This is a genomic window from Bacillus cereus group sp. Sample62 (assembly GCF_036851315.1).
Taxonomy (GTDB): domain Bacteria; phylum Bacillota; class Bacilli; order Bacillales; family Bacillaceae_G; genus Bacillus_A; species Bacillus_A wiedmannii.
Window position 1 is genome coordinate 5,241,143 of the sequence record NZ_JAFLPK010000001.1, and the last position, 26,920, is coordinate 5,268,062.

Below are 26,920 nucleotides of genomic sequence, written 5' to 3' on the forward strand. Positions count from 1 at the left end.
CTTTATTGTTTACTAAAATGAAGAATTATACGTATTGAATTTTTGTAGGCATTTTCGGATCTGTATCATGAATTTCGAAGGCTTCTCCCACTCCAAATCCTTTTTCCTCTAATACTTGTGATACTGACATACGTGCTAGTTCTTTCATGTTATTATCTAAACTTAAATGGGCTAAATAAATATGTTTTGTCTCATCTGTAATTACATCCGCCATCGCTAATGCAGCGTCCTCATTACAAACGTGACCCACATCACTTAAAATACGTCGCTTAATACTCCATGGATAACGTCCCATACGAAGCATTTCCACGTCATGATTACTTTCAAACACAAAAGCATTAGCACCCTTAATAACACCTTTCATACGGTCACTCACGTATCCCGTATCTGTAATAAGGGCTAACTTTCTATTATTATTATGAAAAGCATAGAACATCGGCTCTGCCGCATCATGAGAAACCCCAAATGACTCGACCTCTATATCACCGAATGTTTTTACATCCCCAACTGAGAAAATAAACTTTTGCTCAGTTGGGATATTTCCTATTAAATGTTCCATTGCATTCCATGTTTTCTCATTTGCATAAACAGGTAAATCATATTTACGTGCCAATACACCTAACCCTTTAATATGGTCACTATGTTCATGTGTTACAAGAATACCTGATACATCATTTATATTTAGTTCTGCCTGTTTAAATAAAGCCTCTGTTGCTTTACCACTTAAACCTGCATCGACGAGTAATTTTTTTTCATCTGTTCCTACATATAGCATATTCCCTGTACTTCCACTTGCAAGTACGCTAAAATGCAAACCCATTCTTTCTCACTCCAGTATGTTCATCAACCACTTGATTTTCCCTTTCCCCTAATTCCATAACTTGTCCTTCGATTGCATTTACAAAGAAGTCCTGCTTCTGCTCCGTTTTTAAATTCCATGTTGGAGCGAGTACTTGGTTATTAGAAGTAGATGCGGTAAGGGTGGCATAACCAATTTGTGCTTCTTTTACATGTGTATTCCCATGAACTTTATTTTTTAAATACAGATTTTCTAAAGCTGTTTGAGCAGTAATAATTTCTTGCTGTTTCGTTTTTTCACTTTCGCCCATTTCGTTTAAATCAGTTAGCATCGTCTGCGTGTACGACACAAGTTCATTTTTTTCATTTAATTCCACAACAATCATTGCCTGATCGTTATAGAAAATAGGCTTATCTTTATATTTTTGGAAGAAGTATATTTTAGAGTCTTTCATCGCCCCATACTCATACTTTTGTCCATCCAATACATAGTTCTTCAAAAAATCACTATACTTATCTTTGGATAATGATTTTGTATTTAAAAAGGGCTCTTTTAGCTTACTCTCTATCTTGTACATATTTTGCATATGCGCCGTTTGATTCTTTAAAGACTGTACATCTTCTTCTTTAAATGCCTTGTTTTCCGCCCTAATAAATGATTCTTTTTTCGGTTCTTTAGGGAAATTACCCATAGTAATTTTGTTTGCTTTTAATTCTTGATCTATCTTTGTTTCTGCAATAAGCTCCAATTGATTACTATCTTGCTTTTGAATGAATTGAAAAATGAGAAAGAGGTCCAAAACAAAGAAGGTCACAATAAATATGGTTTTAATCCGATCCCAATCCATTTAGTCCTCCCTCACTCCACTCATATATTTTTTGTTTACCCGCTTCATCTTCAACAAACTTTACATACCAAATTGGCTGTAGTCGAGCTACTTGCCCATCTAGTGATAATTTGTATCCAATTCCAATGTCTTTAATGAATCTTTTATCTACCGCGGCATTATTTTCTAAAGATGCTATTACAACGTGACCTGATGGAAGAGTAACCTTCTGTTCTATACCTTTCGTATTTAAAGACAACAACGGTCTTTCATATTCCATTACGTCTTCTGATCCCCATACTTGTCTCAATTCAGCTAATCCATCTGTATTGAATACAGAATATCCATCTTCGTGTAAACGGAATACCGTCTGTCCTTTATTCATATAATCCAAACGATATGAATCCAAACTCCCACTGTGACCATTTACAAAATCAAAACTTTTTTGTAAAAGCATTAAATTATCTGTCGTTTTCTCACTTGAAACCGAAGAATTTTTATACTTTAACATATGCTGATCGTTTTCAATCTCCATGGACCTAATACCATCTGTAAATGTTTCTTTCGATTTCTCAGTAATAGGGCTTAAATAACGTGGGTCACTAAAAAGAGCATTCTTAAATGTATCAACCGCTAAATTAGATGAAATATATGTTATATTACTTAATTCTGTCGTTCCATCTGGTAAAAATAGCTTTTTCATATCATTAATTTGATAGTCAAAATAAGGTTTTGCCGATACTATAAATTGATTTTGTGCATTTACAATATCTTTTAAATATACACCACTTAATTTTGCTTCATATATTCTAGAGTTATCACCATCAGAAACAAAATTAATTTTAATTTCTTGATCTCTACTTCTAGAAGGATCAAGAATAATTCGATTAAAATGTTTAGGTTTATCTATACTTTTTTCTTTCATATTAAACATAGATTTAACTGCATCAAATGGGATGTTGGTAGGAAAAACAAGTTCAATTTTCCCTTCACCATGTACATAAGAAAGGAAATCACCTTTAGCAATCGATATCTCTTTGAAATCATATAATTCCCCTGCTTCCAAAGGTTTATAGATTGATTCTATATCTCCCTCTCTTTTGCTCCCGTAATGATTTTTATCTTTATGCACGATGATAGAAGTAGGACGGACAACATCAGCGATTTTAGTTTGAGTAGTTCCTTCATTCCCCTGCACAAATTTTGCATTTTGCATAGACGTGGAATCTGGCACATACGTCCATAAGTTAAAAGTAAGAAATAAGCTAATTACAACTAAATTAATTAAAACTATCGTTTTAACATTTTCCATACTCATTCCCAATCGTCCTCTTCATCCGCTGCCATCGGCAATGTGAAGTAAATAGTTGTCCCTTTTCCTTCCTCACTCTTCGCCCAAATCGAGCCACCATGTGCCTCAATCATTTCTTTCGCAATTGCTAATCCAAGTCCTGTACCACCCATTTGTCTTGAACGTGCTTTATCTACGCGATAGAAACGTTCAAAGATTTTATCGACATTTTCTTTTGGAATACCCATTCCTTGATCACTTACACTAATCTCTAATAATTCCCCACGATCACGTAAGCGATATGTTACTGTTCCACCTTCTGGTGAATATTTTAATGCATTCGAAATAATGTTATACAAAACTTGCGTAATTTTATCCGTATCCATATCAATAAATCTGGATTTCTTAGAGAAAGATCGTTTGAAACTTACGTTTTGCTCTTTAGACATTTCAAAACGATCAATAATGTTATTAAAGAAGTCAGTAAAGTCGACCCATTCTTTCATTAAACGGTGTTCTGTACTATCGAGTTTAGAAAGTTGCAATAATGCATTTACAAGTCTAATCATTCTTTCTGTTTCTTCTTGTGTAACTGTTAAAAATTGTGGTGCAATATTCGGATCTTGCCATGCGCCGTCCGTAAGTGCCTCTAAGTAACTGCGCATCGTTGTTAATGGCGTTCTTAATTCATGGGAAACGTTTGCCACAAACTCACGGCGTTCCCTTTCTATACGCTCCTGCTCAGTTACGTCATATAATACAGCTATTAAACCATTTGCTTTCCCTGTCTCTTTTTGAATAACAGAGAAACTAGCACGTAAAATATATGGCTCATTTCTCGTACTAAAATCTAATAAAACGGAATCAGGCTCTTCGTATAAATGATCGAGCGTAAATTCTTCTTGTATCCCTAATACTTCTAAAACAGATTGATCGAGCGCCGTTTCACGCGAAACATTTAGCATCTTTTCCGCAGGATCATTTAATAAAATAATGTCCCCTTTTCGGTCAGTAGCAATTACTCCATCTGTCATATGTGATAAAACGGATGATAATTTACGTCTTTCACTTTCCGTTGAAGAACGAGCTTGTTGTAATTTTTTTGATAAATTATTGAAAGATAATGCTAATTGTCCAATTTCATCATGGCTATGCACTTTTACTTTTCTTGAATAGTTTCCTTTTGCCATTTCAATCGCTTGTCTTCGCATATCTGAGATTGGTCTCGTAATCGTTTGAGCTAACAAAATTCCAAGTACAGCTGTTACGAGTAATGCAATAACGGTTCCAGTCGCAAAAATTTGATTAATATCCTTCATCTGTTTATAAACATCTTCCATAGATGCAACAATGTAAATAACACCAAGTGGATCCTTGCCGTTATCATCTATAATAGGAGTAAGCATAACTTGTACACGATGGCCTGTACGACCATCCTTCTCAATTTTCACTTCTGGCTTTTTTTGTACCAATACCCGTTGAACAGCAATATCAGTTGATGTTCTATTTACCTTGTTTTGCTTTGACTCATCTGAAATAGCAAGTAACTTTCTATTCGAATCAAATACACTTACCTCTTGGATATCTTTCTTTCGATCAGAGGCAAATTTTCGAATTGAAGTTTTAATCGTTTCATCTGTTGATTCTGTTTCTGCTTTTGTATGACTTTTTTTAAACTCTTGTTTCAAGTTATATGATAATAAGTTCGTTTGCTGAGTTAAAGAATCTCTAAAGCCTTGTACAAGACTCTTTTCTAACTCCCTTACGAAATATACTCCAATAACTTGCATAGCTATTAATATTAATAGCATATATATGAGTACAAATTTTAAATGAATAGATTGAAAAAAACCGACTTTCTTCATATACTATTCCTGCTCTGGGTCACGCAAGTAATACCCTACTCCACGTCTAGTTACAATTAAAGTAGGATGACTCGGATTGTCTTCAATTTTTTCACGTAAACGACGTACTGTTACATCCACTGTACGTACATCTCCAAAATAGTCATAACCCCAAACTGTTTGCAATAAATGCTCACGAGTCATAACTTGTCCTAAATGTTTGGCTAAATAATGTAGTAGCTCAAATTCACGATGTGTAAGTTCAATATTTTCCTCACGTTTCGTTACACTATACGCATTTGAATTGATAACGATTGGTCCAATAACCATTTCCGTATTTTCTTCTTTTTCTGCAGCACCACCTTGTTGATGGCGACGTAAATTCGCCTTCACACGAGCAAGTAATTCCCTCGTACTAAATGGCTTCGTTACATAATCATCTGCTCCAAGCTCAAGCCCTAATACTTTATCAATTTCAGAGTCCTTTGCTGTAAGCATAATAATCGGCATTTCTGAGCTTTTACGTATTTCACGGCAAACCTCTAAGCCATCCTTACCTGGTAGCATAATATCTAATAAAACCATATCTGGCTGCTCTTCATTCGCTTTTTCAATCGCTTCATCACCATCATGCGCCATTACAATTTCAAAACCTTCTTTTTCTAGGTTGAACTTCAAAATATCCGCAATCGGCTTTTCATCATCAACTACTAAAATTTTCTTTCCCATCATCGTCTATTTCCTCCTTATAAAGTGAAACTTTAATCGGTGGGGGTTTTCTTCATCCCACACCGATTATTAGCCCTCACCAATCGGGCATTTACGGGCCGTTGATCCCACACCTAACTTCTTTACCTTCGCTGAATTTTTGGGTGGGGTCTTACTGCCCGGCAAATAGCGGGTAAAAATATGGTCAATATCCCTAAACACATTGATGTCTACATAGTATGTCCCTATATGACCGCATCTTTTGCTTAAGTACTTTCTCCTCTATTCTCACAGACTCATGTATGATCCACTTTTACACGGAATCCTATACGATCTATAGAAAAACCTCTAGCTTCAACTGCTAGAGGCTTCTCATTCTATTTTAAAATAACTACTCACTTTTGTAAAATTACACAAATAAAAAGGATATTAAGTGGGCCCACTTAATATCCTGAGAGTGGCTCGGGACGGAATCGAACCGCCGACACGAGGATTTTCAGTCCTCTGCTCTACCGACTGAGCTACCGAGCCAAAACTATATATAAAACCACTAATGGTGGTATAAACAAAAGTGGCGGTCCCGACCGGGGTCGAACCGGCGATCTCCTGCGTGACAGGCAGGCATGTTAACCACTACACCACGGGACCAAAAATGAACATAAAAAAAACATGACCCGTACGGGATTCGAACCCGTGTTACCGCCGTGAAAGGGCGGTGTCTTAACCACTTGACCAACGGGCCACGAAAAATAAAATGGTGAGCCATGAAGGATTCGAACCTTCGACCCTCTGATTAAAAGTCAGATGCTCTACCAACTGAGCTAATGGCTCATACTCACCAACGTCATATTTTCGTGACGACAAGATGTATCATAACATGTTTTCTTTGTTTTTTGCAATACCTTTTTTTATTTTTTTATAAAAGATAAGAAAAAACTCATGCGGACATGAGTTTTTTCTCAAAAATATCAATTAAGCTTCGTATACGTTACGAACAATATTTGTTTGGTTACGATCTGGTCCAACTGAGAACATAGATAATTGAATTCCTGTTAACTCAGAAACACGTTCTACGTATTTTCGTGCATTTTCAGGAAGCTTGTCTAATGATTTTACACCAGTAATATCTTCTGTCCAACCTGGAAGCTCTTCGTATACAGGCTCACATTTCGCTAAAATGTTTAAGTTTGCTGGAACTTCATCGATCACTTCGCCATTGTATTTGTAAGCAACGCAAATTTTAAGAGTCGGAATACCTGTTAGAACGTCGATAGAATTTAATGATAAATCTGTTAAACCACTAACACGACGTGCATGTCTTACAACAACGCTATCGAACCAACCTACGCGGCGTGGACGACCAGTTGTCGTTCCATACTCACGACCAACTTCACGAATTTGATGACCAATTTCATCATGAAGCTCAGTAGGGAAAGGACCATCACCTACGCGGCTTGTATATGCTTTACACACACCTACAACGCGAGTAACTTTCGCAGGACCAACTCCAGTTCCAACTGTCACACCACCAGCAATCGGGTTAGAAGATGTAACGAACGGGTACGTACCGTGGTCGATATCAAGCATAACACCTTGTGCACCTTCAAATAATACACGGTGATTGTTATCTAGTGCATCATTTAATACAACAGACGTATCACATACATATTGCGCGATTTGTTGTCCGTATTCGAAGTACTCTTCGAAGATTTCTTCTACACTGAAACCTTCTGTATCGTACATTTTTTCAAATAAACGATTTTTTTCTACTAAATTGCGCTCAAGCTTTTCTTTAAATGCTTCACGGTCTAAAAGATCAGCCATACGAATACCAATACGAGCAGCTTTATCCATATATGCAGGACCGATACCTTTTTTCGTTGTACCGATTTTGTTATCACCTTTACTTGCTTCTTCTAACTCATCTTGTTTTAAGTGATAAGGTAAAATAACGTGCGCACGGTTACTTACACGTAAATTATCAGTACTTACACCACGATCGTGTAAGTATTTTAACTCTTCAAGTAATGCTTTCGGATCTACTACTAAGCCATTTCCGATTACACAAATTTTTTCTTTATAGAAAATACCAGATGGAATTAAGTGTAATTTATATTTAACTCCGCCGAAAACAATTGTATGTCCCGCGTTATTTCCACCTTGATATCTTGCAACTACTTCCGCATGCTCAGAAAGAAAATCAGTGATTTTACCTTTTCCTTCGTCGCCCCATTGTGTTCCTACAACTACTACTGAAGACATTATTAAAGCACCTCCGCGATTTTCAAACGATCTATTCAAACAATATAATTGTACCAAAACCGAAAAAGAAGTCAACCAAAAAGCGAACATTTTTTTAATAAAATTCATTTTCGTTCGTAAGAATTATATTTTCACATTATGAAAGCCTTATCTTTTCTATATAAAAAAAGAAACACATCTTATTATAAGAAATGTGTTTCTTTTTTATACTGCCTTTATGCCCCATCTTCAAAGCGTCGTTCTAAGTTGACGAATTTATTAAATTCCTTAACAAATGCAAGCTCTACTGAACCTACGGGACCGTTACGCTGCTTTGCAATAATAATTTCAATCGTATTTTTATTTTCCGTTTCTCGGTCATAGTAATCTTCACGATATAAGAAGGCTACAATATCAGCATCCTGCTCGATACTTCCCGATTCACGAATATCAGACATCATCGGACGTTTATCTTGACGAGATTCTACACCACGAGATAACTGTGACAAGGCAATAACAGGCACTTGCAATTCACGCGCAATCCCTTTTAATGTACGAGAAATCTCAGATACTTCCTGCTGACGGTTTTCTCCTGATTTCCCACTTCCTTGAATAAGCTGTAAATAGTCAATCAAAACCATCCCAAGGCCTTGTTCTTGCTTTAATCTACGACATTTCGCTCGAATCTCATTTACTTTAATCCCTGGTGTATCATCAATATAGATACCAGCATTAGAAAGGCTACCCATCGCCATTGTTAATTTCGCCCAATCATCAGAAGTTAATGAACCGGTACGAAGTCTTTGTGCATCAATATTTCCTTCTGCACAAAGCATACGCATAACAAGCTGATCGGAGCCCATCTCTAGACTAAAAATCGCTACATTTTCATCCGTTTTCGTCGCTACGTTTTGTGCGATATTTAATGAAAATGCGGTTTTCCCTACTGACGGACGTGCCGCTACGATGATTAAATCATTTCGCTGGAAACCTGCGGTCATCTTATCTAATTCAGTGAATCCAGTTGGTATCCCAGTAACTTCACCTTTTTGATTATGCAAAAGTTCAATTTTATCGTAAGCATCTACAAGAACATCTTTAATGTTTTGGAATGCTTTTGCATTCGTTTGGTGAGATACTTCTAATATTTTTTTCTCAGCCTCATTTAAAAGGCCATCCACGTCATCTTCTCTCTCATACCCATCAGATACGATATGAGTCGCCGTTCGAATCAAACGACGTAACAGCGCCTTTTCAGCGATGATTCGTGCATAATATTCTACGTTAGCAGCAGTTGGAACGACTTCTGCTAGTTCTGCTAAGTAAGAAACCCCACCAACTTCTTCTAATAACCCTTGATCAGCCATTGCTGATGTCATTATTACTAAGTCAATCGGTTCTCCTTTATCAGATAATCCAAGCATGACTTCAAAAATCTTTTGATGTTTCGTTCGATAAAATGAGTCAGGTACCAATAGTTCCGATGCTGACGTTAATGCATCTTGATCAATTAATATGGCCCCTAAAACTGCCTGCTCAGCCTCTATATTATGCGGAGGGGTACGATCAGCCATTACATCACTCATACGCAATCCTCCTTGCTTAACTTATTTTTATTGTTCACTAACATGAACTTTTACTGTTGCTGTTACTTGCGGATGCACTTTCACAGTAACATTTGTATAGCCTAATGCACGAATCGCATCGTCCATTTCAAATTTACGTTTATCAAGTTTAATTTTATGTGATTTTTGCATTGCATCTACGATTTGTTTACTTGTGATTGAACCGAATAGACGGCCACCTTCTCCAGATTTCGCCTTTACTTCTACAGTTAGTTTCTCTAACGTTTCTTTCAACTCTTTTGCATTTTCAACCTCTGCTGCTGCATCTTTTTCTTCTTTTCGCTTTTGAGCTTCTAAAGTTTTCATACTGCTATTTGTCGCTTCAGCAGCTAGTCCTTGTTTTAGTAAGAAGTTATTTGCATAGCCATCTGGTACGTTTTTTATTTCCCCTTTTTTCCCTTTACCTTTTACGTCTTTTAGAAAAATTACTTTCATGATTGTGTGCCTCCCTGTAAATAGTCATCAATAACAAATCGAAGCTTCTCCTCAGCTTCATCTACTGTAACATTTTTCATTTGTGTGGCTGCATTCGTTAAATGCCCGCCACCGCCTAAATTCTCCATAATTAGCTGCACGTTCACTTCACCTAAAGACCTGCCGCTAATTCCAATGAAATTCTCGCCACGTTTTGCAATAACAAATGATGCAATAATTCCTGTCATTGTTAATAATGTGTCCGCCGATTGCGCAATAAGCACTTGATCGTAGTAATCATCACTATCCACTTTTGCAATCGCAATTCCATTTGTATAAATGTACGCATTTTTAATAGCTTTTGCAACCCGTAAATACTGATCCATATCCTCTTTTAAAAGCTCTTGTACAAGTACAGTATCTGCACCATGTGAGCGTAAATAAGAAGCGGCATCAAACGTACGAGCACCCGTACGGAATGTAAAGCTTTTCGTATCAACAATAATACCAGCTAACAATGCTGTTGCTTCTAACATTGTCATTTTTAAATTTTTCGGTTGGTATTCCAGTAATTCTGTAACAAGTTCTGCCGTGGAAGAAGCGTATGGCTCCATGTAAACAAGCAATGGATCTTCAATAAAATCTTCTCCTCGGCGATGATGGTCAATAACAACTACGTTTTCAATTTTGTGTAACAGCTTTTCTTCCATCACCATTGAAGGTTTATGCGTATCAACAACAACAAGTAAAGAATCCTCATTTGCAAATTCCATCGCTTGTCCTGGTGTAATAAAGTGCGACCATAACTCTTCGTTTTGTTTCACTTTATCCATCAAACGCTTAATTCCCTTATCAGAATCATTTTCATCTAACACAATATATCCTTTGCGCTCATTTAATTGGGCTACCTTTAAAATACCAATCGCAGCACCAATTGCGTCCATATCAGGAGCCCTATGCCCCATTATAATGACATTACTACTTTCTAATACTAAATCCTTTAATGCATGCGAAATAACTCTAGCACGTACACGAGTACGTTTTTCAACTGGATTTGTCTTACCACCATAAAACTTAACTTTACCTGTCGCTTGTTTAATAGCTACTTGATCTCCACCACGGCCGAGCGCAAGGTCTAAACCGGACTGAGCCATTGCTCCAAGCTCGGATAAAGGTAAATCACCTGATCCAACACCTACACTTAAGGTGAGTGGTATATTCCTTTTAGATGTTTCTTCACGCACCTGATCTAAAATGCTAAATTTCCCTTTCTCCATCTGTGCTAAAATACTCTCATTTAGTACAACGAAGAATCTTTCTGAAGATGCACGTTTTAAATATGCCCCATACTTAACGGCCCATTCATTTAGTCGTGATGTTACAAGACTTGTTATATTCGTACGTAATTGATCATCTAACCCTTGTGTAACTTCATCATAATTATCTAAATAAATGACAGCTAAAACAGTACGTTGATCCTCGTACATCTTTTCAATCTCTGTTTGTTCCGTTACATCAAAGAAATAAATTAACTTTTCTTCTTTCCTTACAAAAACGCGAAACTTTCGGTTATTTAAAGAGACTATATCGTCGGAAGTCTCTCCCTTAATAAAAAGAAGTAACGTTTCTGATACATCATAAAGGTGCCATCCAGCTAATGCATGCTGTCCTAGACATGAAGATAAATAAGGATTCGCCCAATCAATCCCATAATCCTTATTGTATAACAAAATACCAATTGGCATTTGGTTAAATGCTTCATTACTCACTTTCTTTACTCTTGTAATCATATCTGTCGTATGTTTTTCAAAATTCTTTTGAAAGGTGAGTTCAAATCGCACAACAACAAAAAGGACGATACAAAAAATTAAAAAGGAGACCATCCCCATCATTAAATGAAAATAACAAAGGATCGAAATGAGCACAAACACAAAAAATGCCAATACATAAACAGGATATAAAAACCACTGTTTCTTATAAAATTCAGGCATGTATACAACTCCTATAAAGTAAAACTAACTCATCTTCCAGTTAGTTAAACAGATTAAAATAGTATAAGGAATATTACTTTATCCTCCTATTTTAGAACGCAATGAAATCCCTAAATCAATTATACCTAAGATTGTCACAAGAGGAAACAGCATTGGAATAAACATGCAGACAATAAAACTAATAATAGGAACCCCTTTCGTAAAACCTTTGCTATGCGCTATAAAAGCGATAAATGTCAGACCTTGCAGTACTAGTAGTAAAGCAAATATGACATATAGGTTAGAAAATACCATATGTAAATATGATGTCGGTTCTACTTTTATAAAAGTTGATAGCAAAATAAATATAACGTAATACCAAACAATACTCTTTGGTAATTGTATATCTTTAAATTTAGGCCAAGGCGTAACGTCATGTTTTAGTTTTCTCAAAACACTACCTGATATCATAACTGTAATCCAAGAAAAACATACCGAGACCATTACAAGTAAACTTGGGAATAAAGTTTGTAACACATCATTAAATTGTGAAAATAACTCTTTTTGCTCTTTACTAATAGGCATACCCGCAGCATTAACTATCTTTTCACTTTGCGCCATACTTTCATTAAACATATTTTGCATTTGCTTCATTAAATCTATGTTAAAAAACTTTATACTCGCAACATAAATGAGCATAATACCAATTAAGTACGCAAGCGTCCCCGCCATCAAAATTTCTACCGGCCTTTTTTGTTTTTTATACATATATCCTAAAACGATACCTATCAATCCAAACATAGTTGTCTTTACTAGGTTCATCGGTTGACTGACAATAACAGTAATAAAAAGTGCCGCCGTAAAAATTACAAAGGCGTTAGATAATCTATATCTTATCGTTAGCAATATAAATGGCAATGGCAACGCAAATGTTACAACTGTACCTAAAATCGGAACATACATAGATATAAGCAATAACATTGCATATATCGCTAACAGTGCTGCACCCTCAGTAATAAATTTCGTGTTTTTCATTATCTAACCTCTCTTTCAAAAAAGAAAAGCATAGCAAAATGCACAGTAGAGTCCGACTCTACTGTGCATTTCATACGCTATTATTCACCAACATATGGTAAAAGTGCCATTTGACGAGCACGTTTAATTGCAACTGTAAGTTTGCGTTGGTATTTTGCGCTTGTCCCTGTTACACGACGAGGTAAAATTTTACCACGCTCAGAAACGAAACGTTTTAATAAATCAACATCTTTATAGTCAATGCGAGTGATGCCGTTAGATGTGAAGAAACACACCTTACGACGTTTCGCACGTCCACCTTTGCGTCCTGCCATGTCTATTCCCTCCATTCTTTGTTAAAACTAACTAATTTACTGTATTAGAACGGTAAATCGTCGTCGGAAATGTCGATCGGTTGACCTACATTTGAAAATGGATCGTCATTCTTCGTAAATCCAGAGTTCCCTTGGTTACCTTGGTTGCCTGGATTACTAGATTGACCAAATGGGTTAGAGCTTTGGTTACCGAAACCAGCTCCTGATGGTTGCTGATTAAATGAACCACGTTGCTCCCCACCGCCACTACGCGGCTCTAAAAATTGTACGCTTTCCGCAAGAACTTCTGTTACATATACACGTTTACCATCTTGTCCATCGTAATTACGAGTTTGAAGACGTCCATCTACGCCTGCTAAGCTACCTTTTTTCAAATAATTTGCTACGTTTTCTGCTTGTTTACGCCATATTACACAATTAATAAAGTCAGCTTCACGCTCACCTTGTTGATTCGCAAATGCGCGATTCACAGCTAACGTAAAAGTAGCTACTGCAACACCATTGGGCGTGTAACGTAAGTCAGGGTCCTTAGTTAAACGACCAACGAGGATAACACGATTCATCAATCGAACCACTCTCCCTTATATATCAATTATTTTTCTTCTTCTTTAACAACGATATGACGAAGGATGTCTTCGTTGATCTTAGCTAAACGGTCGAATTCGTTAATCGCTTCTGCGTTAGAGTTCACGTTTAAGATCATGTAGAAACCTTCACGTAAGTCGTTGATTTCGTAAGCTAAACGACGCTTACCCCACTCTTTCGTGTTAATGATTTCTGCACCATTGTTTGTTAAAACACCTGCGAAACGTTCAACTAAAGCTTTTTGAGCTTCTTCTTCAACGCCAGGACGAATGATGTACATAATTTCGTACTTTCTCATTACACTTTCACCTCCTTTTGGTCTAAACGGCCCATAATGGGCAAGGAGCAATTAATTTATAGTAATTACTCACGAGTTTAGATTATATCATAGTAAGTTAGATGAATCAACTCACCCATGCATAAAAAACTTGGCAAACACATAATATATTTGCCAAGCTCATATCTTTATTTTTCCTAGGAAATATTAAATTAAACGTTGAAGCGGAAGTGCATAACGTCTCCGTCTTTTACGATATACTCTTTTCCTTCTAAACGAACTTTACCAGCTTCTTTTGCAGCTGTCATAGAACCGTTTGTCATTAAGTCTTCGTAAGAAACTGTTTCCGCACGAATAAATCCACGCTCAAAGTCTGTATGAATTACGCCAGCACATTGTGGTGCTTTCATACCTTGTTTAAACGTCCATGCGCGTACTTCTTGCACACCAGCTGTGAAGTAAGTAGCAAGTCCTAATAAATCATATGCAGCACGAATTAATTGATCTAAACCAGATTCTTCAATGCCTAGTTCTTCAAGGAATACTTTTTTCTCTTCCTCATCTAGCTCAGCGATTTCTTCTTCGATTTTTGCACATACAACGATTACTTGAGAATTTTCATTTGCAGCAAATTCTTTTACCATTTGTACATATTTATTTTCAGAAGGATCCATAATATCATCTTCACTTACGTTTGCTACGTATAGCATTTCTTTCGTTGTAAGTAAATGAAGGCCTTTAACAATTTTCATTTGCTCTTCTGCAAATTCAACAGTACGAGCTGGTTTTCCCTCTTCAAAAGCTTCTTTTAAACGAACTAAAATTTCATGCTCATATACTGCTTCTTTATCTTTTTGTCTTGCTAACTTCGCAACACGCTCGATACGTTTATCAACAGATTCTAAATCCGCTAAAATTAGCTCTAAGTTGATTGTTTCAATATCATCGATTGGATCTACTTTCCCTGAAACGTGTGTAATATTTTCGTCTTCGAAACAACGAACAACTTGGCAAATTGCATCTACTTGGCGAATGTGAGATAAGAATTTATTTCCTAAACCTTCACCTTTACTAGCACCTTTTACGATACCTGCAATATCAGTAAACTCAAATACAGTCGGAACAGTTTTTTTCGGTTCTACTAATTCCGTTAATTTATTTAAACGCTCATCTGGTACTTCTACAATCCCTACGTTTGGATCAATTGTACAGAATGGATAGTTTGCAGATTCTGCTCCTGCTTGTGTAATTGCATTAAATAAAGTTGACTTCCCTACGTTAGGTAATCCAACAATCCCAGCCGTTAATCCCATATTTTTCACTCCTATGTCTCAATCTTTCATCATTATAGATAGTAACGAAAAAAATGACAAGTTTCCTCCAAACGAAAAAAGTAACAGCTACCCATTGCAACTGTTACTTTCTCTCTATTCTTCGTGCTTCACAAGTATTTTTTTCACCTTACGATCAAATTCTCTTCGAGGAATCATTACTGAATGGTCACACCCCTCGCACTTAATGCGGATATCCATTCCCATACGAATAATCTTCCAACGATTCTCACCACATGGGTGGGCTTTCTTCATTTCCACAACATCGTACAAGTTATACTGCTTTTGCTCCATTCTCCAAACCCCTCTCCATACTAAATTGCTTTTCCACTCACCAATTCTTCACGATTATATAAAACCATACGTGGATATGGAATTTCAATCCCATGTAAATCTAGACGGTTTTTAATTTCTTTACGAAGGGCTCTTGCAACAACCGCATGTTGCATCGGCTCTACTTCCGCAATAACACGTAATATAACTTCTGATGCAGCCAATGTTTGCACACCTAATAACTGAGGCTTTGTTACCATTTGCGCATACTGTGCAGGTAATTCTTCTAATAACTCTTCAATGACTTGCTCCGCTTTCGCTATGTCAGCCTCATACGAAATGGATACATCAACAAATGCTACACTATTACTAACTGAATAGTTCGTAACTTGAATGATACTTCCGTTTGGTAAAGTATGAATTTCACCTGTCCAACTCTTTACTTTTGTTGTACGAAGTCCAATTTCTAAAACGACACCTTCAAACTGACCAATTTTTACATAGTCACCTACTGAAAATTGATCTTCTAGCAAAATAAATAATCCCGTAATAACATCTTTCACTAAACTTTGAGCACCAAATCCGACTGCTAAACCAATTACCCCGGCACCCGCTAATAAACCAGATGCATTAATATTAAACACACCCAAAATCGCAATTAACATAATGAACATAACAACGTATGCCACAATATTTTCAAGTAACTTCGCTACTGTAACTGTACGACGTTCTGAAATTTGAATTGGCGAACGGCTTCCCATACGAAACGCATTTCGTACAATTGCACGCGCAACTCGCACAATAATTGCACCAAGTATTAAAATAACGACTATTTTTAGTGATTTCACACCTATATTCGTCCAATCAATGGACTCAAACCATTTCAACGCTAAATCCATGTACCTCTACCTCTCCAGCTAAAATTTCTTTTTAATTATCCTTTTCATTGTATCAGAAGTCACCCTCATTTCTGAAAAATTTTTATGACTTTAATTTCATTTGTTAACTTCCATGCAGGTATAAAATGGAACGAATATATATATACTAGTACTATTATTTCCGTTTTCACTCAAGTTTTACGGGAAGTACGCACTTATAGTTTTCCATTTTACTCACCATATAACATATTTTGAAAATTTATTAAAAGGATGGATGCTTCATGAATATTGGAAGTTTTCGCTTACCCTTTTTCGAAAAAGAAACTCAAAATGTTATGCACCAAGACGTAGAAGCCTCCGAGACAATTAGTAACTTCTTACTTTCCCATATCCCTATTGAAACGAATATACCGATTATTCTCGTTTGTATTGGAACAGATCGTTCTACAGGCGATGCACTCGGTCCGTTAGTCGGTACGAAACTAGAACAAGTAGGAATTAAAAACTTCCAAGTGTTCGGCACACTAGATGAGCCAGTGCATGCGCTAAATTTAGAAGAAAGAATTCAGAATATACAGAAAGATAATCCTACTTCATTTATAATTGCGGTTGATGCCTGTTTAGGAAAGTCTCAAAGCATCGGTTCCATCACTACTGGAATGGGGCCTAGTAAACCTGGGGCTGCGATGAACAAGAAATTACCTGCAGTTGGTGATTTACATATTCATGGCATCGTAAATCTAAATGGTTTTATGGAGTTTTTCGTCCTGCAAAATACAAGATTAAGTTTAGTCATGAAAATGGCTGATGTAATTGCACAAAGTATAAAAGAAACAGACCAAAAATTATCTGTATTAAAAAAAGCAAACCATCTATAAATAATAAGATGGTTTGCTTTTTAGTTTTTCTGCGCTAATAATTCTAAAATACGATTTAAATCTTCTTTATTAAAAAATTCAATTTCGATTTTACCTTTTTCTTTTTTCGTTTCTTTAATTTTCACATCTGTGCCGAACTTTTCTCTTAAGAACGTTTCGCGTTCTACGAAAAATATGTTTCTCTCTTTTTTCACTTGTTTTGTTTCACGTGAAACGCGTTGATTAATCTCCTGAACAATTTTCTCTAATTGACGAACGTTTAACCCTTCTTTTTCGATTCGTTTTAATAAAGATTTCAATTGTTCTTCATCTTTTATCGTAAGCAAAGTTCTCCCATGGGCCATTGAAAGTTGACCATTTGCAATCATATCTTGCACAAAAGAAGGGAGGCTTAATAACCGCGTATAATTTGCAATGTAAGGTCTGCTCTTACCAAGACGTTTTGCTAATTGTTCTTGCGTTACATTTAGCTCATTCATTAACATTTGATACGCCATTGCTTCTTCCATTGGGTTTAAATCTTCTCGTTGTAAGTTTTCAAGCAATGCAAACTCCATCATTTGCTGCTCATTTAATTGTCTTACAACAGCAGGTACCTTTTCGAGCCCTGCCTCTTTGGCAGCACGATATCTTCTCTCACCTGCAACAATTTCATATCCTTTAATACTCTTCCTAGCAATTAACGGTTGCAATATGCCGTGTTCTTTAATAGAGGCCGATAATTCTTGAATTGCCTCTTTATTAAAGTGTTTACGTGGTTGATATGGATTCGGTCTTAATTCAGTTATCACAATCTCCTGAATTGCCTCTTCTTCTTTCACATCTAAATCAGGAAAAAACACATTAATTCCTCTTCCTAACCCTTTAGCCACCTGCAATCACTTCCTCTGCTAAATCTATATATACTTCTGCCCCTCTTGATTTAGCGTCATACTGCATAATTGGTTTCCCATGACTTGGTGCTTCACTTAAACGAACATTACGAGGAATAATCGAACGGTATACTTTATCCCTAAAGTATTTTTTCACTTCATCTATAACCTGAATCCCTAAATTCGTACGGGCATCCAACATCGTTAGCAATACACCTTGAATTGCTAGATTTTTATTTAAGTGCTTTTGCACAAGTCGAACTGTATTTAATAGCTGACTTAATCCTTCTAGTGCGTAATATTCGCATTGAACAGGAATAATAACAGAATCTGCTGCGGTTAATGCATTAATCGTTAATAACCCTAAGGACGGGGGACAGTCGATAATAATATAGTCATATTCATCACGAACTGGCTGTAATGCCCTTTGTAAACGTACTTCCCGGGAAATAGTCGGTACCAATTCAATTTCAGCACCTGCCAATTGAATTGTAGCGGGTAGAACATCTAAGTTTTCAGTTGCGGTTTTACGTATAACCCCTTGAACATCTGCATCTTCCACAAGAACATTGTAAATACATTGATCTAATTCGGATTTTTCAATTCCCACACCAGTCGTTGCATTTCCTTGAGCGTCAATATCTACAAGAAGGACTTTTTTACCTACTTGTGCCAATCCAGCCCCTAAATTAACAGATGTTGTTGTTTTTCCAACGCCACCTTTTTGATTGGCAATAGCAATGATTTTTCCCATGATGTCACCTACTTTCAACCTTTCTATCTTATTCTAGTAACAATTACGTTTATTGTAACATGAAATAAAAGTTTTTCTTTTACGTCCTTATTAAACTTCAAAATTTATTTCTAAACTCCTTCTTCATCTAACAAGAAAATATAGTAAAAGAGACCTATCCAATAGGATAAGGTCTCTAACACGCCATTATTATTTTTTCTTCGGAATTTTAATTGTAATTTGATAGTACTCATCAAATTCTTCTTCCGCAGAATTAACATTTAAACCACTGTCAGCAACCATTTGTAATGACTGCCTAATTGTATTCATGGCAATTCTCGTATCTCGACTTACTGCTTTTTGCTTTGCCTTACGCTTCGGTTTGGCTTCCTCTAGTAATTTCGCAATTCGTTCCTCTGTTTGCTTTACATTCAGTTGTTTCTCCACAATTTCCTGTAAAACCTTCAGTTGTAATTCCTCATTCTTTAAAGGAATGAGCGCGCGGGCATGACGTTCTGTAATACTTTTTTCTAATAACGCACGTTTTATTTCTTCAGGCAACTTTAACAATCGCAACTTATTTGCGATTGTGGATTGTCCTTTTCCAAGTCGTTGTGCCAATGCTTCTTGTGTTAAATTATGTAACTCAATTAGCTTTTGATATGCCACAGCTTCCTCGATTGCTGTTAGTTCCTCACGTTGCAAGTTTTCAATTAAAGCTACAGAAGCTGTCTCTGTATCATTTAAGTTCTTTATAATTGCAGGAACTTTTTCCCATCCTAACTTTGTTGCCGCACGGAAACGCCTTTCTCCAGCGATAATCTCGTACTTGTCATCTTCATATTGCCTCACAACAATCGGCTGAATCAGTCCGTGTGTACGAATCGTTAGTGCTAGCTCTTCAATTCGCGCATCATCAAAAACTGTTCGTGGTTGATAACGGTTAGGGGTAATATTTACTATCGGAATTTCTTGTATTTCTTCATATACCTTTTTATCTGTTTCTTCATGGCTTTCGTCTTGTAATTCGAATTCGCTCTCTTTATCTCCAAAGCCAAATAAACGAGAAAACGTATTTTTCATACATATTCCACCACCTTTTAGGCCTATTGACTATTCTCCATAAAATGTTTCCTATGAAACATTTACGTTTTCATTTATATAATTTAATCTTACGTCTAATAAGATTTATTTTTCAATAGGTAATTTATTGGGTGTTCCCGGTTTGCGTGGATATTTCTTTGGTGTCTTGCGCTTTTTCTCGATTAATAAAATATTACGTTCGCTTTCTTCAAACGGTAATTGGAACGTAGACATTTCTTTTAAATTCCCGCCTAGCACCTCTAAAGCATACTTGCCATTTTCAATTTCTTCGTTTGCTGCGGCACCTTTCATTGCAATGAACGTTCCCCCAACTTTTACAAGTGGTAAACATAGCTCACTCAATACCGAAAGACGCGCAACTGCACGTGCCATTACAATATCGTACGATTCACGTACATCTTCTTTTTTCCCAAATGTTTCAGCACGATCATGACAAAATGCAACGTCACTTAATTCTAACTTTTGCGCTAAATGATTTAAGAAATTAATGCGTTTTTGCAATGAGTCTACAATTGTTACTTTTAAGTGCGGGAAACAGATTTTTAAAGGAATACTTGGGAATCCAGCTCCTGCACCAACATCACAAATTGAGAATGGTTTTGAAAAATCATAATAAAAAGCAGCTGTAATGGAATCAAAAAAGTGTTTTAAATATACTTCTTCTTTCTCCGTAATAGCCGTTAAATTCATTTTTTCATTCCACTCTACTAATGTTTCGAAGTAGATTTCGAACTGCTCTAACTGTCTAGAAGAGAGGGTGATACCCTTCTCTTCTAGCATAGATTGAAATTGTTCTATGTTCATCTAACAATATCTCCTTACTATTTATTGGTTCGATACTCGCGCAATTTTTCCTTGTTCAATATACACAAGTAAAATAGAAACATCCGCTGGATTCACGCCAGAAATACGTGAAGCCTGCCCCATTGAAAGTGGACGAACATCTTTCAATTTCTGTCTCGCTTCTGAGGCAAGACTAGAAATCGCATCATAATCAATATCCACAGGGATTTTTTTGTTTTCCATTTTCTTCATACGCTCTACTTGCTGTAAAGATTTTTCGATATATCCTTCGTACTTAATCTGAATTTCAACTTGTTCTGTAATTTCATCACTTAATTCTATTTCACTTGGTACTAAAAGATGAATATGCTCATATGTCATCTCTGGACGACGTAATAAGTCACTTGCACGTATTCCATCTTTCAATTCACTTCCACCAATGCTACGAATTAATTCTTGAACTTCAGGACGTGGTTTAATAATAATGCTACTTAAACGTTCCTTTTCCTGTTCAATTTTTAATTTTTTATTTGTAAATCGCTCATAGCGCTCTTCTTTAATTAATCCAATTTCACGACCAACTTCAGTTAAACGAAGATCAGCATTATCGTGGCGTAATAATAGGCGATATTCTGCACGAGACGTTAATAAGCGATATGGTTCATTTGTACCTTTCGTTACAAGATCATCAATTAAGACACCAATATAAGCATCCGCGCGACCTAAAATAACTTCTTTTTTACCTAAAGAACGACATGCTGCATTAATCCCAGCCATAAGCCCTTGTCCTGCCGCCTCTTCGTAACCAGAAGTTCCGTTAATTTGTCCTGCTGTATATAAATTTTTAATTTTTTTCGTTTCAAGTGTTGGCCATAGTTGTGTTGGCACAATTGCATCATATTCAATTGCATAACCTGTACGCATCATTTCAACGTTTTCTAGGCCAGGTATTGTTCTAAGCATATCACGTTGCACATCTTCTGGTAAGCTTGTGGATAAACCTTGTACATACACTTCTTGTGTATTACGTCCTTCTGGCTCTAAGAAAATTTGATGACGTGGTTTATCATTAAATCTTACTACTTTGTCTTCAATTGAAGGACAATATCTAGGTCCCGTTCCCTTAATCATACCAGAATACATAGCTGAGCGATGTAGGTTTTCATCTATTAAACGATGTGTTTCCGTACTTGTATACGTCAACCAACATGGAATTTGATCCATAATAAATTTTGTCGTTTCAAAAGAGAAAGCTCGTGGTTTATCATCACCTGGCTGAATTTCTGTTTTACTGTAATCAATCGTATTACTATTTACACGCGGAGGCGTACCTGTTTTAAATCTAACAAGATCAAATCCAAGCTCCTCTAAATGTTCGGATAAAGTTATAGATGGTTGTTGATTATTCGGACCGCTCGAATATTTTAAACCTCCCATAATAATCTCACCGCGTAAAAATGTTCCAGTCGTAATTACAACTGTTTTGGCTGTATATTCAGCACCAGCTTGCGTAACTACCCCTTTACATTCGCCATCTTCGACGATTAAACGCTCAACCATTCCTTGGAACAACGTTAAATTTGGTGTTTCTTCAATTGTTTTCTTTAATTCATGCTGGTAAGAGAACTTATCTGCTTGTGCGCGAAGCGCGCGTACAGCTGGTCCTTTACCTGTATTTAACATACGCATTTGAATATACGTTTTATCAATGTTGCGTCCCATTTCTCCGCCTAATGCATCAATTTCCCGAACAACAATCCCTTTTGCTGGTCCACCAACAGAAGGGTTACATGGCATAAACGCTACCATATCTAAATTAATTGTTAACATTAATGTTTTGGAGCCCATTCGTGCTGCCGCAAGACCAGCTTCACATCCTGCATGACCTGCACCGATTACTATGACATCGTATGAACCGGCATTGTATCCCATTGTTTATTCCTCCTAATAATCTCTATCCTTCTAAAACATCGCTATATTATTTTCCTAAACAAAATTGAGAGAACAACTGGTCAATTAGGCTTTCATGAACGGTATCACCAGTAATTTCACCAAGTATTTCCCACGTTCTTGTTAAATCAATTTGCACCATATCAATTGGAACACCATTTTCTATCGCCTCAATTGCATCTCCAATTGTTTTTCCTGCTTGTGTTAATAATCCAATATGTCTCGCGTTAGAAACATATGTCACATCTGCAGAATCAATTGTTCCTTCAAAGAATAAATCAGCTATTGCCTTTTCAAGCTCATCTATTCCTTGTTCCTCAATTAACGATGTTGTAATAATACGATTTCCCGCTGCCAATTCTGCAACACGTTCCATATCGATTACTTGCGATAAATCTGTCTTATTTACAATAACAATGAAATCTTTTCCTTGTACGGCACGGAATAGATCTTCATCCTCATGCGTTAAAGCCTCGCTATAATTAACGACAACTAACACTAAATCAGCTTGGCTCATCATTTCTTTTGAACGCTCTACACCAATTCGTTCAACAACATCTTCTGTTTCACGAATCCCGGCTGTATCTATAAGTTTAAGTGGTACACCACGCACATTAACGTACTCTTCAATAACATCACGAGTTGTTCCTGCAATATCAGTTACAATTGCCTTTTTCTCCTGAACAAGACTATTTAATAGCGATGACTTCCCAACGTTAGGTCTACCGATGATTGCAGTAGCAATACCTTCACGTAAAATCTTTCCTTGCTTCGATGTTTCTAATATTTTTGCAATTTCTGTACGAACATGTGTGGCTTTCTCAATTAAAATATTATGTGTCATTTCTTCCACATCATCATATTCCGGGTAATCTATGTTTACCTCAACATGAGCCAACGTTTCTAATATGTCCTGACGCAGACGGCCGATTAATTTAGATAATCGTCCTTCCATTTGATTAATCGCTACGTTCATCGCACGATCTGTTTTTGCACGGATTAAGTCCATAACAGCTTCTGCTTGTGATAAATCAATACGGCCATTTAAAAAAGCACGTTTTGTAAATTCACCAGGCTCCGCTAATCGTACTCCTTGTGCTAAAATAAGCTGCAATACTTTATTTACCGAAACAAGTCCGCCGTGACAGTTAATTTCCACTATATTTTCACGTGTAAAAGTCCTTGGTGCACGCAGAATAGATACCATCACTTCTTCAATAACCTGATTTGTATCTAAATCGACAATATAACCATAATGAATTGTGTGAGAAGGAACTTCTGTTAAATCCTTCCCTTTAAAAATACGATTAACTTTTTCAACCGCATCATCTCCACTTACTCGAACAATGGCAATTGCACCCTCTCCAAGCGCTGTGGAAATCGCGGCAATTGTATCAAATTCCATGTCCTTTCACCTCACTTGCTTATTTATCTCTATTTCAACATGATTATTTTCTTCACTAAATTATTAGAATACCATAACGAACCTATCTACAAAAGAATAATAACTCATTTTATTATGTCCTCATGTGAAAAACACTAAACTTATTCACAGTGGATAAGTTTAGTGTTTTTTAGTTATCCACACCTATTTTCCGCTCAAAAAAACCGGCACTCAATTGAGTAACCGGTCACTTGGAAGATATTACAACATGTCGATGTGGTTCTTTTCCTTCAGAAGTTGTAATGATATTTTGATGATTAGATAATGCTTGGTGGATAATCTTTCGTTCAAAAGATGGCATAGGCTCCAACACAACTCTTTTTTTTGTACTTACTACTTGTTTTGCTAATCGATAAGAAAGTGCTTCTAATGTACCTTTTCTTTTACTACGATAATTTTCAGCATCTAGTGTGATACCAATATACTGCTTCGTACTACGATTCGCCACAAGTTTCGTTAAATACTGTAAAGAATTCAAGGTGTTTCCTCTTTTCCCAATCAAAACACCTATATTTTCGCCAGAAATTGTAAATTCAACTTCGCGTCCTTTTACAATTTTACTAATCTCAGCTTCCACACCCATATTGTGAATAACATTTTTTAAATATTCTTCACATTCTTGAATTGGATCTTTCTTCAATACAACTTCTACTACTGCAGGTCGATTCCCAAATAAACCTAGGAACCCTCTTTTACCCTCATCAATAATATTTATATCTACTCGGTCTTTTGGAACATTTAGTTGTCTTAAAGCATCTTGTACTGCCAGCTCGACTGTTTGTCCTTTAGCAGTAATTACACTCACTTGCTTGACCCTTCTGCCTTACTAGCCTTAATTTCTGGCCCCTTGATCAAGTACATTTGAGCGATACCAAAGATATTACCAACAACCCAGTAAAGTGATAATGCAGCTGGGAAGTTAATTGCAAAGACTAAAATCATAATTGGCATAAGCCAAATCATCATTGCCATTTGCGGATTTTGACCAGCTGTTCCTGCCATTGCAAGCTTTTGCTGAATAAATGTCGTAATTGCCGCGACAACCGGTAAGATATAGTACGGATCTGCCTGCCCTAAATCGAACCATAAAAATGTATGCTTACTAATTTCTGCTGTTCTCATGATCGCATGGTAAAACGCGAATAAAATAGGCATCTGAATAAATATCGGTAAACATCCTGCTAATGGGTTTACACCATTTTTTTGATATAACTGCATCATTTCTTTTTGTAGTTTTTGCTGTGTTGCTTGATCTTTAGAACTATATTTCTCTTTTAACTTCACCATTTCTGGTTGTAACGCCTGCATTGCTTTCGTACTCTTCGTTTGTTTAATCATTAATGGTAATAATGCAAAACGAATGATAAGAGTTGTAACAACGATTGCTAAACCGTAATTACTACCAAATAAGTTGGCAAAATACGTAATTAACTGAGAAAGCGGATATACGAAATATTCATTCCAAATTCCAGTACTTTTCGGTGTAATCGGCTGATTCACTTCACTACAGCCAGTAGCAATTGCCATTAATGCAATAACCATGGCTAGTAAACCTATTTTCTTTTTCAAAGCCTGCTCCTCCTTGTTTCGGTATGTATATAGTGTAATTCATTTCCTTACGCTACTTTTTTATTCTTTTCATACCAGAGCGTTTAAAGACATGAATTAAGCTTTTCTTTAATTCTTCATATGTCATCTCTGCACAAGGCTTCCTTGCTATTATAACAAAATCTTTTCCAGAATCTATCTCATCTTTTAATTCTGTGATCGACTGGCGAATCATACGTTTAATTCGATTACGCACTACTGCATTTCCTATTTTCTTGCTGACAGAAAGGCCAATACGAAAGTTTGGCTGCTCTCCCTTATCTAGTTGATAGACAACAAGCTGACGGTTGGCATTCGATTTTCCTTTTTGAAAAACCGTCTGGAATTCATCATTCTTTTTTATACGATATTTTTTCTTCATATCAATTGACACTCCTGTAGTTCATCAGTGGAAATTCACTATTATTAGAAAAAAAGACCACTGAACGATCAGTGGTCTACGCAGATAATACTTTTCTTCCTTTACGACGACGAGCTGCTAGCACTTTACGTCCGTTCGCTGTGCTCATACGGCTGCGGAAACCATGTACTTTGCTGCGCTTACGTTTATTTGGTTGGTAAGTTCTTTTCATTATATGACACCTCCCTGAGGAATATCTGTTAAAGACAGTCCTATAAATTATAGTTAATCAACTAGGAAAATGTCAATGGTTCTCGAAATTTTCATCAAATATTCATTTTGAACCTATTCACATACTTTTTCACAGACCCTATATTTCCTTGTGGATAAATGTTTTTTTCGGTTTTTTATATCCACAAACCCTTTTCGTACTTTTACACAGTATATCGTGTTGTGGACAAGTTTATTCCACAAGGTATTGATTTTGTGGATAACTTTCTTAAATTCATTGCTATAGCTACTTTTTTTTGATATTATAGTTGTGTTTTCACTTTGAATAAGTTTTCCACATCTTTATCTTATCCACAATTTGTGTATAACATGTGGACAGTTTTAATCACATGTGGGTAAATGATTATCCACATTTGCTTTTTTTGTCGAAAACCCTATCTCATATACAAACGACGTTTTTAGGTTTTAAAAAACGTTTCGTATAAATATACATTTTATATTTATTTAGGTTGTACATTTGTTGCGCAATCTTATTCTTTTACCATCTTAGTAAAGGAGGGACACCT

General features: G+C 36.3%; 27 protein-coding genes and 4 tRNA genes. 1 reads left to right on the plus strand and 30 read right to left on the minus strand.

From position 1 onward, the window contains the following. Positions 1-25: 25 nt before the first annotated feature. The 20 genes from J0835_RS26870 to J0835_RS26965 all read right to left on the minus strand — a co-directional run bounded on the left by J0835_RS26870 (position 26) and on the right by J0835_RS26965 (position 16,432). Complete coding sequence (locus tag J0835_RS26870; protein ID WP_000522836.1) at positions 26-820, minus strand: MBL fold metallo-hydrolase; 795 nt, start codon at positions 818-820, stop codon at positions 26-28. After that, positions 804-1,646, minus strand: coding sequence for a two-component system regulatory protein YycI (locus J0835_RS26875; RefSeq protein WP_087983474.1), 843 nt, complete (start codon positions 1,644-1,646; stop codon positions 804-806). The genes J0835_RS26870 and J0835_RS26875 overlap by 17 nt, the downstream gene beginning before the upstream one ends. Continuing rightward, positions 1,627-2,943 (minus strand): YycH family regulatory protein, encoded by a 1,317-nt coding sequence (locus J0835_RS26880; RefSeq protein ID WP_087983476.1) that lies wholly within the window; start codon positions 2,941-2,943, stop codon positions 1,627-1,629. The genes J0835_RS26875 and J0835_RS26880 overlap by 20 nt, the downstream gene beginning before the upstream one ends. Further along, a complete protein-coding gene (gene walK, locus J0835_RS26885) occupies positions 2,940-4,781 on the minus strand; it encodes a cell wall metabolism sensor histidine kinase WalK (protein ID WP_087983478.1) in 1,842 nt (613 codons plus the stop codon). The genes J0835_RS26880 and walK overlap by 4 nt, the downstream gene beginning before the upstream one ends. A gap of 3 nt (positions 4,782-4,784) precedes the next feature. Next, complete coding sequence (walR, locus tag J0835_RS26890) at positions 4,785-5,492, minus strand: cell wall metabolism DNA-binding response regulator WalR (protein ID WP_000971866.1); 708 nt, start codon at positions 5,490-5,492, stop codon at positions 4,785-4,787. A 434-nt stretch (positions 5,493-5,926) separates the two neighbouring features. Continuing rightward, a tRNA-Phe gene (locus tag J0835_RS26895) sits at positions 5,927-5,999 on the minus strand. Between the two features lie 41 nt (positions 6,000-6,040). Continuing rightward, positions 6,041-6,116, minus strand: a tRNA-Asp gene (locus J0835_RS26900). A gap of 22 nt (positions 6,117-6,138) precedes the next feature. After that, a tRNA-Glu gene (locus J0835_RS26905) sits at positions 6,139-6,210 on the minus strand. 13 nt (positions 6,211-6,223) lie between these two features. Beyond that, positions 6,224-6,299 (minus strand) — tRNA-Lys (locus tag J0835_RS26910). Between the two features lie 141 nt (positions 6,300-6,440). Further along, the gene (locus J0835_RS26915; RefSeq protein ID WP_087983482.1) at positions 6,441-7,730 is read right to left on the minus strand and encodes an adenylosuccinate synthase; all 1,290 of its coding nucleotides are present in this window, start codon (positions 7,728-7,730) and stop codon (positions 6,441-6,443) included. Positions 7,731-7,945: 215 nt separating this feature from the next. Further along, the gene (dnaB, locus tag J0835_RS26920; RefSeq protein ID WP_001286241.1) at positions 7,946-9,295 is read right to left on the minus strand and encodes a replicative DNA helicase; all 1,350 of its coding nucleotides are present in this window, start codon (positions 9,293-9,295) and stop codon (positions 7,946-7,948) included. 27 nt (positions 9,296-9,322) lie between these two features. Next, positions 9,323-9,769 carry a 50S ribosomal protein L9 gene (rplI, locus tag J0835_RS26925; RefSeq protein ID WP_333728184.1) on the minus strand — a complete coding sequence of 149 codons (447 nt, stop codon included), beginning with the start codon at positions 9,767-9,769 and terminating at the stop codon, positions 9,323-9,325. Then, positions 9,766-11,739 (minus strand): DHH family phosphoesterase, encoded by a 1,974-nt coding sequence (locus J0835_RS26930; protein WP_087983483.1) that lies wholly within the window; start codon positions 11,737-11,739, stop codon positions 9,766-9,768. The genes rplI and J0835_RS26930 overlap by 4 nt, the downstream gene beginning before the upstream one ends. A gap of 78 nt (positions 11,740-11,817) precedes the next feature. After that, positions 11,818-12,753 carry a YybS family protein gene (locus tag J0835_RS26935; RefSeq protein ID WP_140386961.1) on the minus strand — a complete coding sequence of 312 codons (936 nt, stop codon included), beginning with the start codon at positions 12,751-12,753 and terminating at the stop codon, positions 11,818-11,820. A gap of 80 nt (positions 12,754-12,833) precedes the next feature. Then, a complete protein-coding gene (gene rpsR / locus J0835_RS26940; RefSeq protein WP_000918874.1) occupies positions 12,834-13,067 on the minus strand; it encodes a 30S ribosomal protein S18 in 234 nt (77 codons plus the stop codon). Positions 13,068-13,111: 44 nt separating this feature from the next. After that, the gene (gene ssb / locus J0835_RS26945) at positions 13,112-13,633 is read right to left on the minus strand and encodes a single-stranded DNA-binding protein (RefSeq protein WP_087983487.1); all 522 of its coding nucleotides are present in this window, start codon (positions 13,631-13,633) and stop codon (positions 13,112-13,114) included. 26 nt (positions 13,634-13,659) lie between these two features. Next, positions 13,660-13,950, minus strand: a complete 291-nt coding sequence (rpsF, locus tag J0835_RS26950; protein WP_001233781.1) for a 30S ribosomal protein S6 — start codon at positions 13,948-13,950, stop codon at positions 13,660-13,662. Between the two features lie 191 nt (positions 13,951-14,141). Beyond that, positions 14,142-15,242, minus strand: a complete 1,101-nt coding sequence (gene ychF, locus J0835_RS26955) for a redox-regulated ATPase YchF (protein ID WP_064475174.1) — start codon at positions 15,240-15,242, stop codon at positions 14,142-14,144. Between the two features lie 114 nt (positions 15,243-15,356). After that, positions 15,357-15,554, minus strand: a complete 198-nt coding sequence (locus tag J0835_RS26960) for a DUF951 domain-containing protein (RefSeq protein WP_000436051.1) — start codon at positions 15,552-15,554, stop codon at positions 15,357-15,359. Positions 15,555-15,574: 20 nt separating this feature from the next. Beyond that, positions 15,575-16,432 (minus strand): mechanosensitive ion channel family protein, encoded by an 858-nt coding sequence (locus J0835_RS26965; protein WP_000362297.1) that lies wholly within the window; start codon positions 16,430-16,432, stop codon positions 15,575-15,577. Between the two features lie 260 nt (positions 16,433-16,692). On the opposite strand from J0835_RS26965, the gene yyaC reads away from it, so the two are divergent. Then, positions 16,693-17,289 (plus strand): spore protease YyaC, encoded by a 597-nt coding sequence (yyaC, locus tag J0835_RS26970; protein ID WP_087983489.1) that lies wholly within the window; start codon positions 16,693-16,695, stop codon positions 17,287-17,289. Between the two features lie 20 nt (positions 17,290-17,309). Here the strand turns inward: yyaC and spo0J are convergent, their stop codons facing one another. The 10 genes from spo0J to rpmH all read right to left on the minus strand — a co-directional run bounded on the left by spo0J (position 17,310) and on the right by rpmH (position 26,355). Beyond that, on the minus strand, positions 17,310-18,161 hold the full coding sequence (spo0J, locus tag J0835_RS26975) for a stage 0 sporulation protein Spo0J (protein ID WP_001051814.1): 852 nt from the start codon (positions 18,159-18,161) through the stop codon (positions 17,310-17,312). Beyond that, a complete protein-coding gene (gene soj / locus J0835_RS26980) occupies positions 18,154-18,915 on the minus strand; it encodes a sporulation initiation inhibitor protein Soj (protein WP_000516117.1) in 762 nt (253 codons plus the stop codon). The genes spo0J and soj overlap by 8 nt, the downstream gene beginning before the upstream one ends. Positions 18,916-19,104: 189 nt before the next feature. Continuing rightward, the gene (gene noc, locus J0835_RS26985; protein WP_087983490.1) at positions 19,105-19,977 is read right to left on the minus strand and encodes a nucleoid occlusion protein; all 873 of its coding nucleotides are present in this window, start codon (positions 19,975-19,977) and stop codon (positions 19,105-19,107) included. A gap of 105 nt (positions 19,978-20,082) precedes the next feature. Next, positions 20,083-20,802 (minus strand): 16S rRNA (guanine(527)-N(7))-methyltransferase RsmG, encoded by a 720-nt coding sequence (gene rsmG, locus J0835_RS26990; RefSeq protein ID WP_087983492.1) that lies wholly within the window; start codon positions 20,800-20,802, stop codon positions 20,083-20,085. Positions 20,803-20,823: 21 nt separating this feature from the next. Next, positions 20,824-22,713, minus strand: a complete 1,890-nt coding sequence (gene mnmG, locus J0835_RS26995) for a tRNA uridine-5-carboxymethylaminomethyl(34) synthesis enzyme MnmG (RefSeq protein ID WP_087983494.1) — start codon at positions 22,711-22,713, stop codon at positions 20,824-20,826. Between the two features lie 46 nt (positions 22,714-22,759). Beyond that, a complete protein-coding gene (gene mnmE / locus J0835_RS27000) occupies positions 22,760-24,136 on the minus strand; it encodes a tRNA uridine-5-carboxymethylaminomethyl(34) synthesis GTPase MnmE (protein WP_087983496.1) in 1,377 nt (458 codons plus the stop codon). Between the two features lie 226 nt (positions 24,137-24,362). After that, on the minus strand, positions 24,363-24,980 hold the full coding sequence (gene jag, locus J0835_RS27005; protein WP_087983498.1) for an RNA-binding cell elongation regulator Jag/EloR: 618 nt from the start codon (positions 24,978-24,980) through the stop codon (positions 24,363-24,365). Beyond that, entirely contained in the window at positions 24,977-25,744 is a 768-nt protein-coding gene (spoIIIJ, locus tag J0835_RS27010; RefSeq protein ID WP_087983499.1) for a YidC family membrane integrase SpoIIIJ, read from the minus strand. Before spoIIIJ ends, jag begins: the two co-directional genes overlap by 4 nt. A gap of 52 nt (positions 25,745-25,796) precedes the next feature. After that, positions 25,797-26,144: a ribonuclease P protein component gene (gene rnpA / locus J0835_RS27015; RefSeq protein WP_000731505.1), complete on the minus strand. Its 348-nt coding sequence runs from the start codon at positions 26,142-26,144 to the stop codon at positions 25,797-25,799. 76 nt (positions 26,145-26,220) lie between these two features. Then, entirely contained in the window at positions 26,221-26,355 is a 135-nt protein-coding gene (gene rpmH, locus J0835_RS27020; protein WP_000831901.1) for a 50S ribosomal protein L34, read from the minus strand. Between the last annotated feature and the right edge of the window lie 565 nt (positions 26,356-26,920).

Bases quoted from the DNA above. Each gene is read 5' to 3' on its own strand.
- J0835_RS26870 (WP_000522836.1), bottom strand. From the start codon at position 820: ATGGGTTTGCATTTTAGCGTACTTGCAAGTGGAAGTACAGGGAATATG.
- J0835_RS26875 (WP_087983474.1), bottom strand. From the start codon at position 1,646: ATGGATTGGGATCGGATTAAAACCATATTTATTGTGACCTTCTTTGTT.
- J0835_RS26880 (WP_087983476.1), bottom strand. From the start codon at position 2,943: ATGAGTATGGAAAATGTTAAAACGATAGTTTTAATTAATTTAGTTGTA.
- walK (WP_087983478.1), bottom strand. From the start codon at position 4,781: ATGAAGAAAGTCGGTTTTTTTCAATCTATTCATTTAAAATTTGTACTC.
- walR (WP_000971866.1), bottom strand. From the start codon at position 5,492: ATGATGGGAAAGAAAATTTTAGTAGTTGATGATGAAAAGCCGATTGCG.
- J0835_RS26915 (WP_087983482.1), bottom strand. From the start codon at position 7,730: ATGTCTTCAGTAGTAGTTGTAGGAACACAATGGGGCGACGAAGGAAAA.
- dnaB (WP_001286241.1), bottom strand. From the start codon at position 9,295: ATGAGTGATGTAATGGCTGATCGTACCCCTCCGCATAATATAGAGGCT.
- rplI (WP_333728184.1), bottom strand. From the start codon at position 9,769: ATGAAAGTAATTTTTCTAAAAGACGTAAAAGGTAAAGGGAAAAAAGGG.
- J0835_RS26930 (WP_087983483.1), bottom strand. From the start codon at position 11,739: ATGCCTGAATTTTATAAGAAACAGTGGTTTTTATATCCTGTTTATGTA.
- J0835_RS26935 (WP_140386961.1), bottom strand. From the start codon at position 12,753: ATGAAAAACACGAAATTTATTACTGAGGGTGCAGCACTGTTAGCGATA.
- rpsR (WP_000918874.1), bottom strand. From the start codon at position 13,067: ATGGCAGGACGCAAAGGTGGACGTGCGAAACGTCGTAAGGTGTGTTTC.
- rpsF (WP_001233781.1), bottom strand. From the start codon at position 13,950: ATGAGAAAGTACGAAATTATGTACATCATTCGTCCTGGCGTTGAAGAA.
- ychF (WP_064475174.1), bottom strand. From the start codon at position 15,242: ATGGGATTAACGGCTGGGATTGTTGGATTACCTAACGTAGGGAAGTCA.
- J0835_RS26960 (WP_000436051.1), bottom strand. From the start codon at position 15,554: ATGGAGCAAAAGCAGTATAACTTGTACGATGTTGTGGAAATGAAGAAA.
- J0835_RS26965 (WP_000362297.1), bottom strand. From the start codon at position 16,432: ATGGATTTAGCGTTGAAATGGTTTGAGTCCATTGATTGGACGAATATA.
- yyaC (WP_087983489.1), top strand. From the start codon at position 16,693: ATGAATATTGGAAGTTTTCGCTTACCCTTTTTCGAAAAAGAAACTCAA.
- soj (WP_000516117.1), bottom strand. From the start codon at position 18,915: ATGGGAAAAATCATTGCTATTGCCAATCAAAAAGGTGGCGTTGGAAAA.
- noc (WP_087983490.1), bottom strand. From the start codon at position 19,977: ATGAAAAATACGTTTTCTCGTTTATTTGGCTTTGGAGATAAAGAGAGC.
- rsmG (WP_087983492.1), bottom strand. From the start codon at position 20,802: ATGAACATAGAACAATTTCAATCTATGCTAGAAGAGAAGGGTATCACC.
- mnmG (WP_087983494.1), bottom strand. From the start codon at position 22,713: ATGGGATACAATGCCGGTTCATACGATGTCATAGTAATCGGTGCAGGT.
- mnmE (WP_087983496.1), bottom strand. From the start codon at position 24,136: ATGGAATTTGATACAATTGCCGCGATTTCCACAGCGCTTGGAGAGGGT.
- rnpA (WP_000731505.1), bottom strand. From the start codon at position 26,144: ATGAAGAAAAAATATCGTATAAAAAAGAATGATGAATTCCAGACGGTT.
- rpmH (WP_000831901.1), bottom strand. From the start codon at position 26,355: ATGAAAAGAACTTACCAACCAAATAAACGTAAGCGCAGCAAAGTACAT.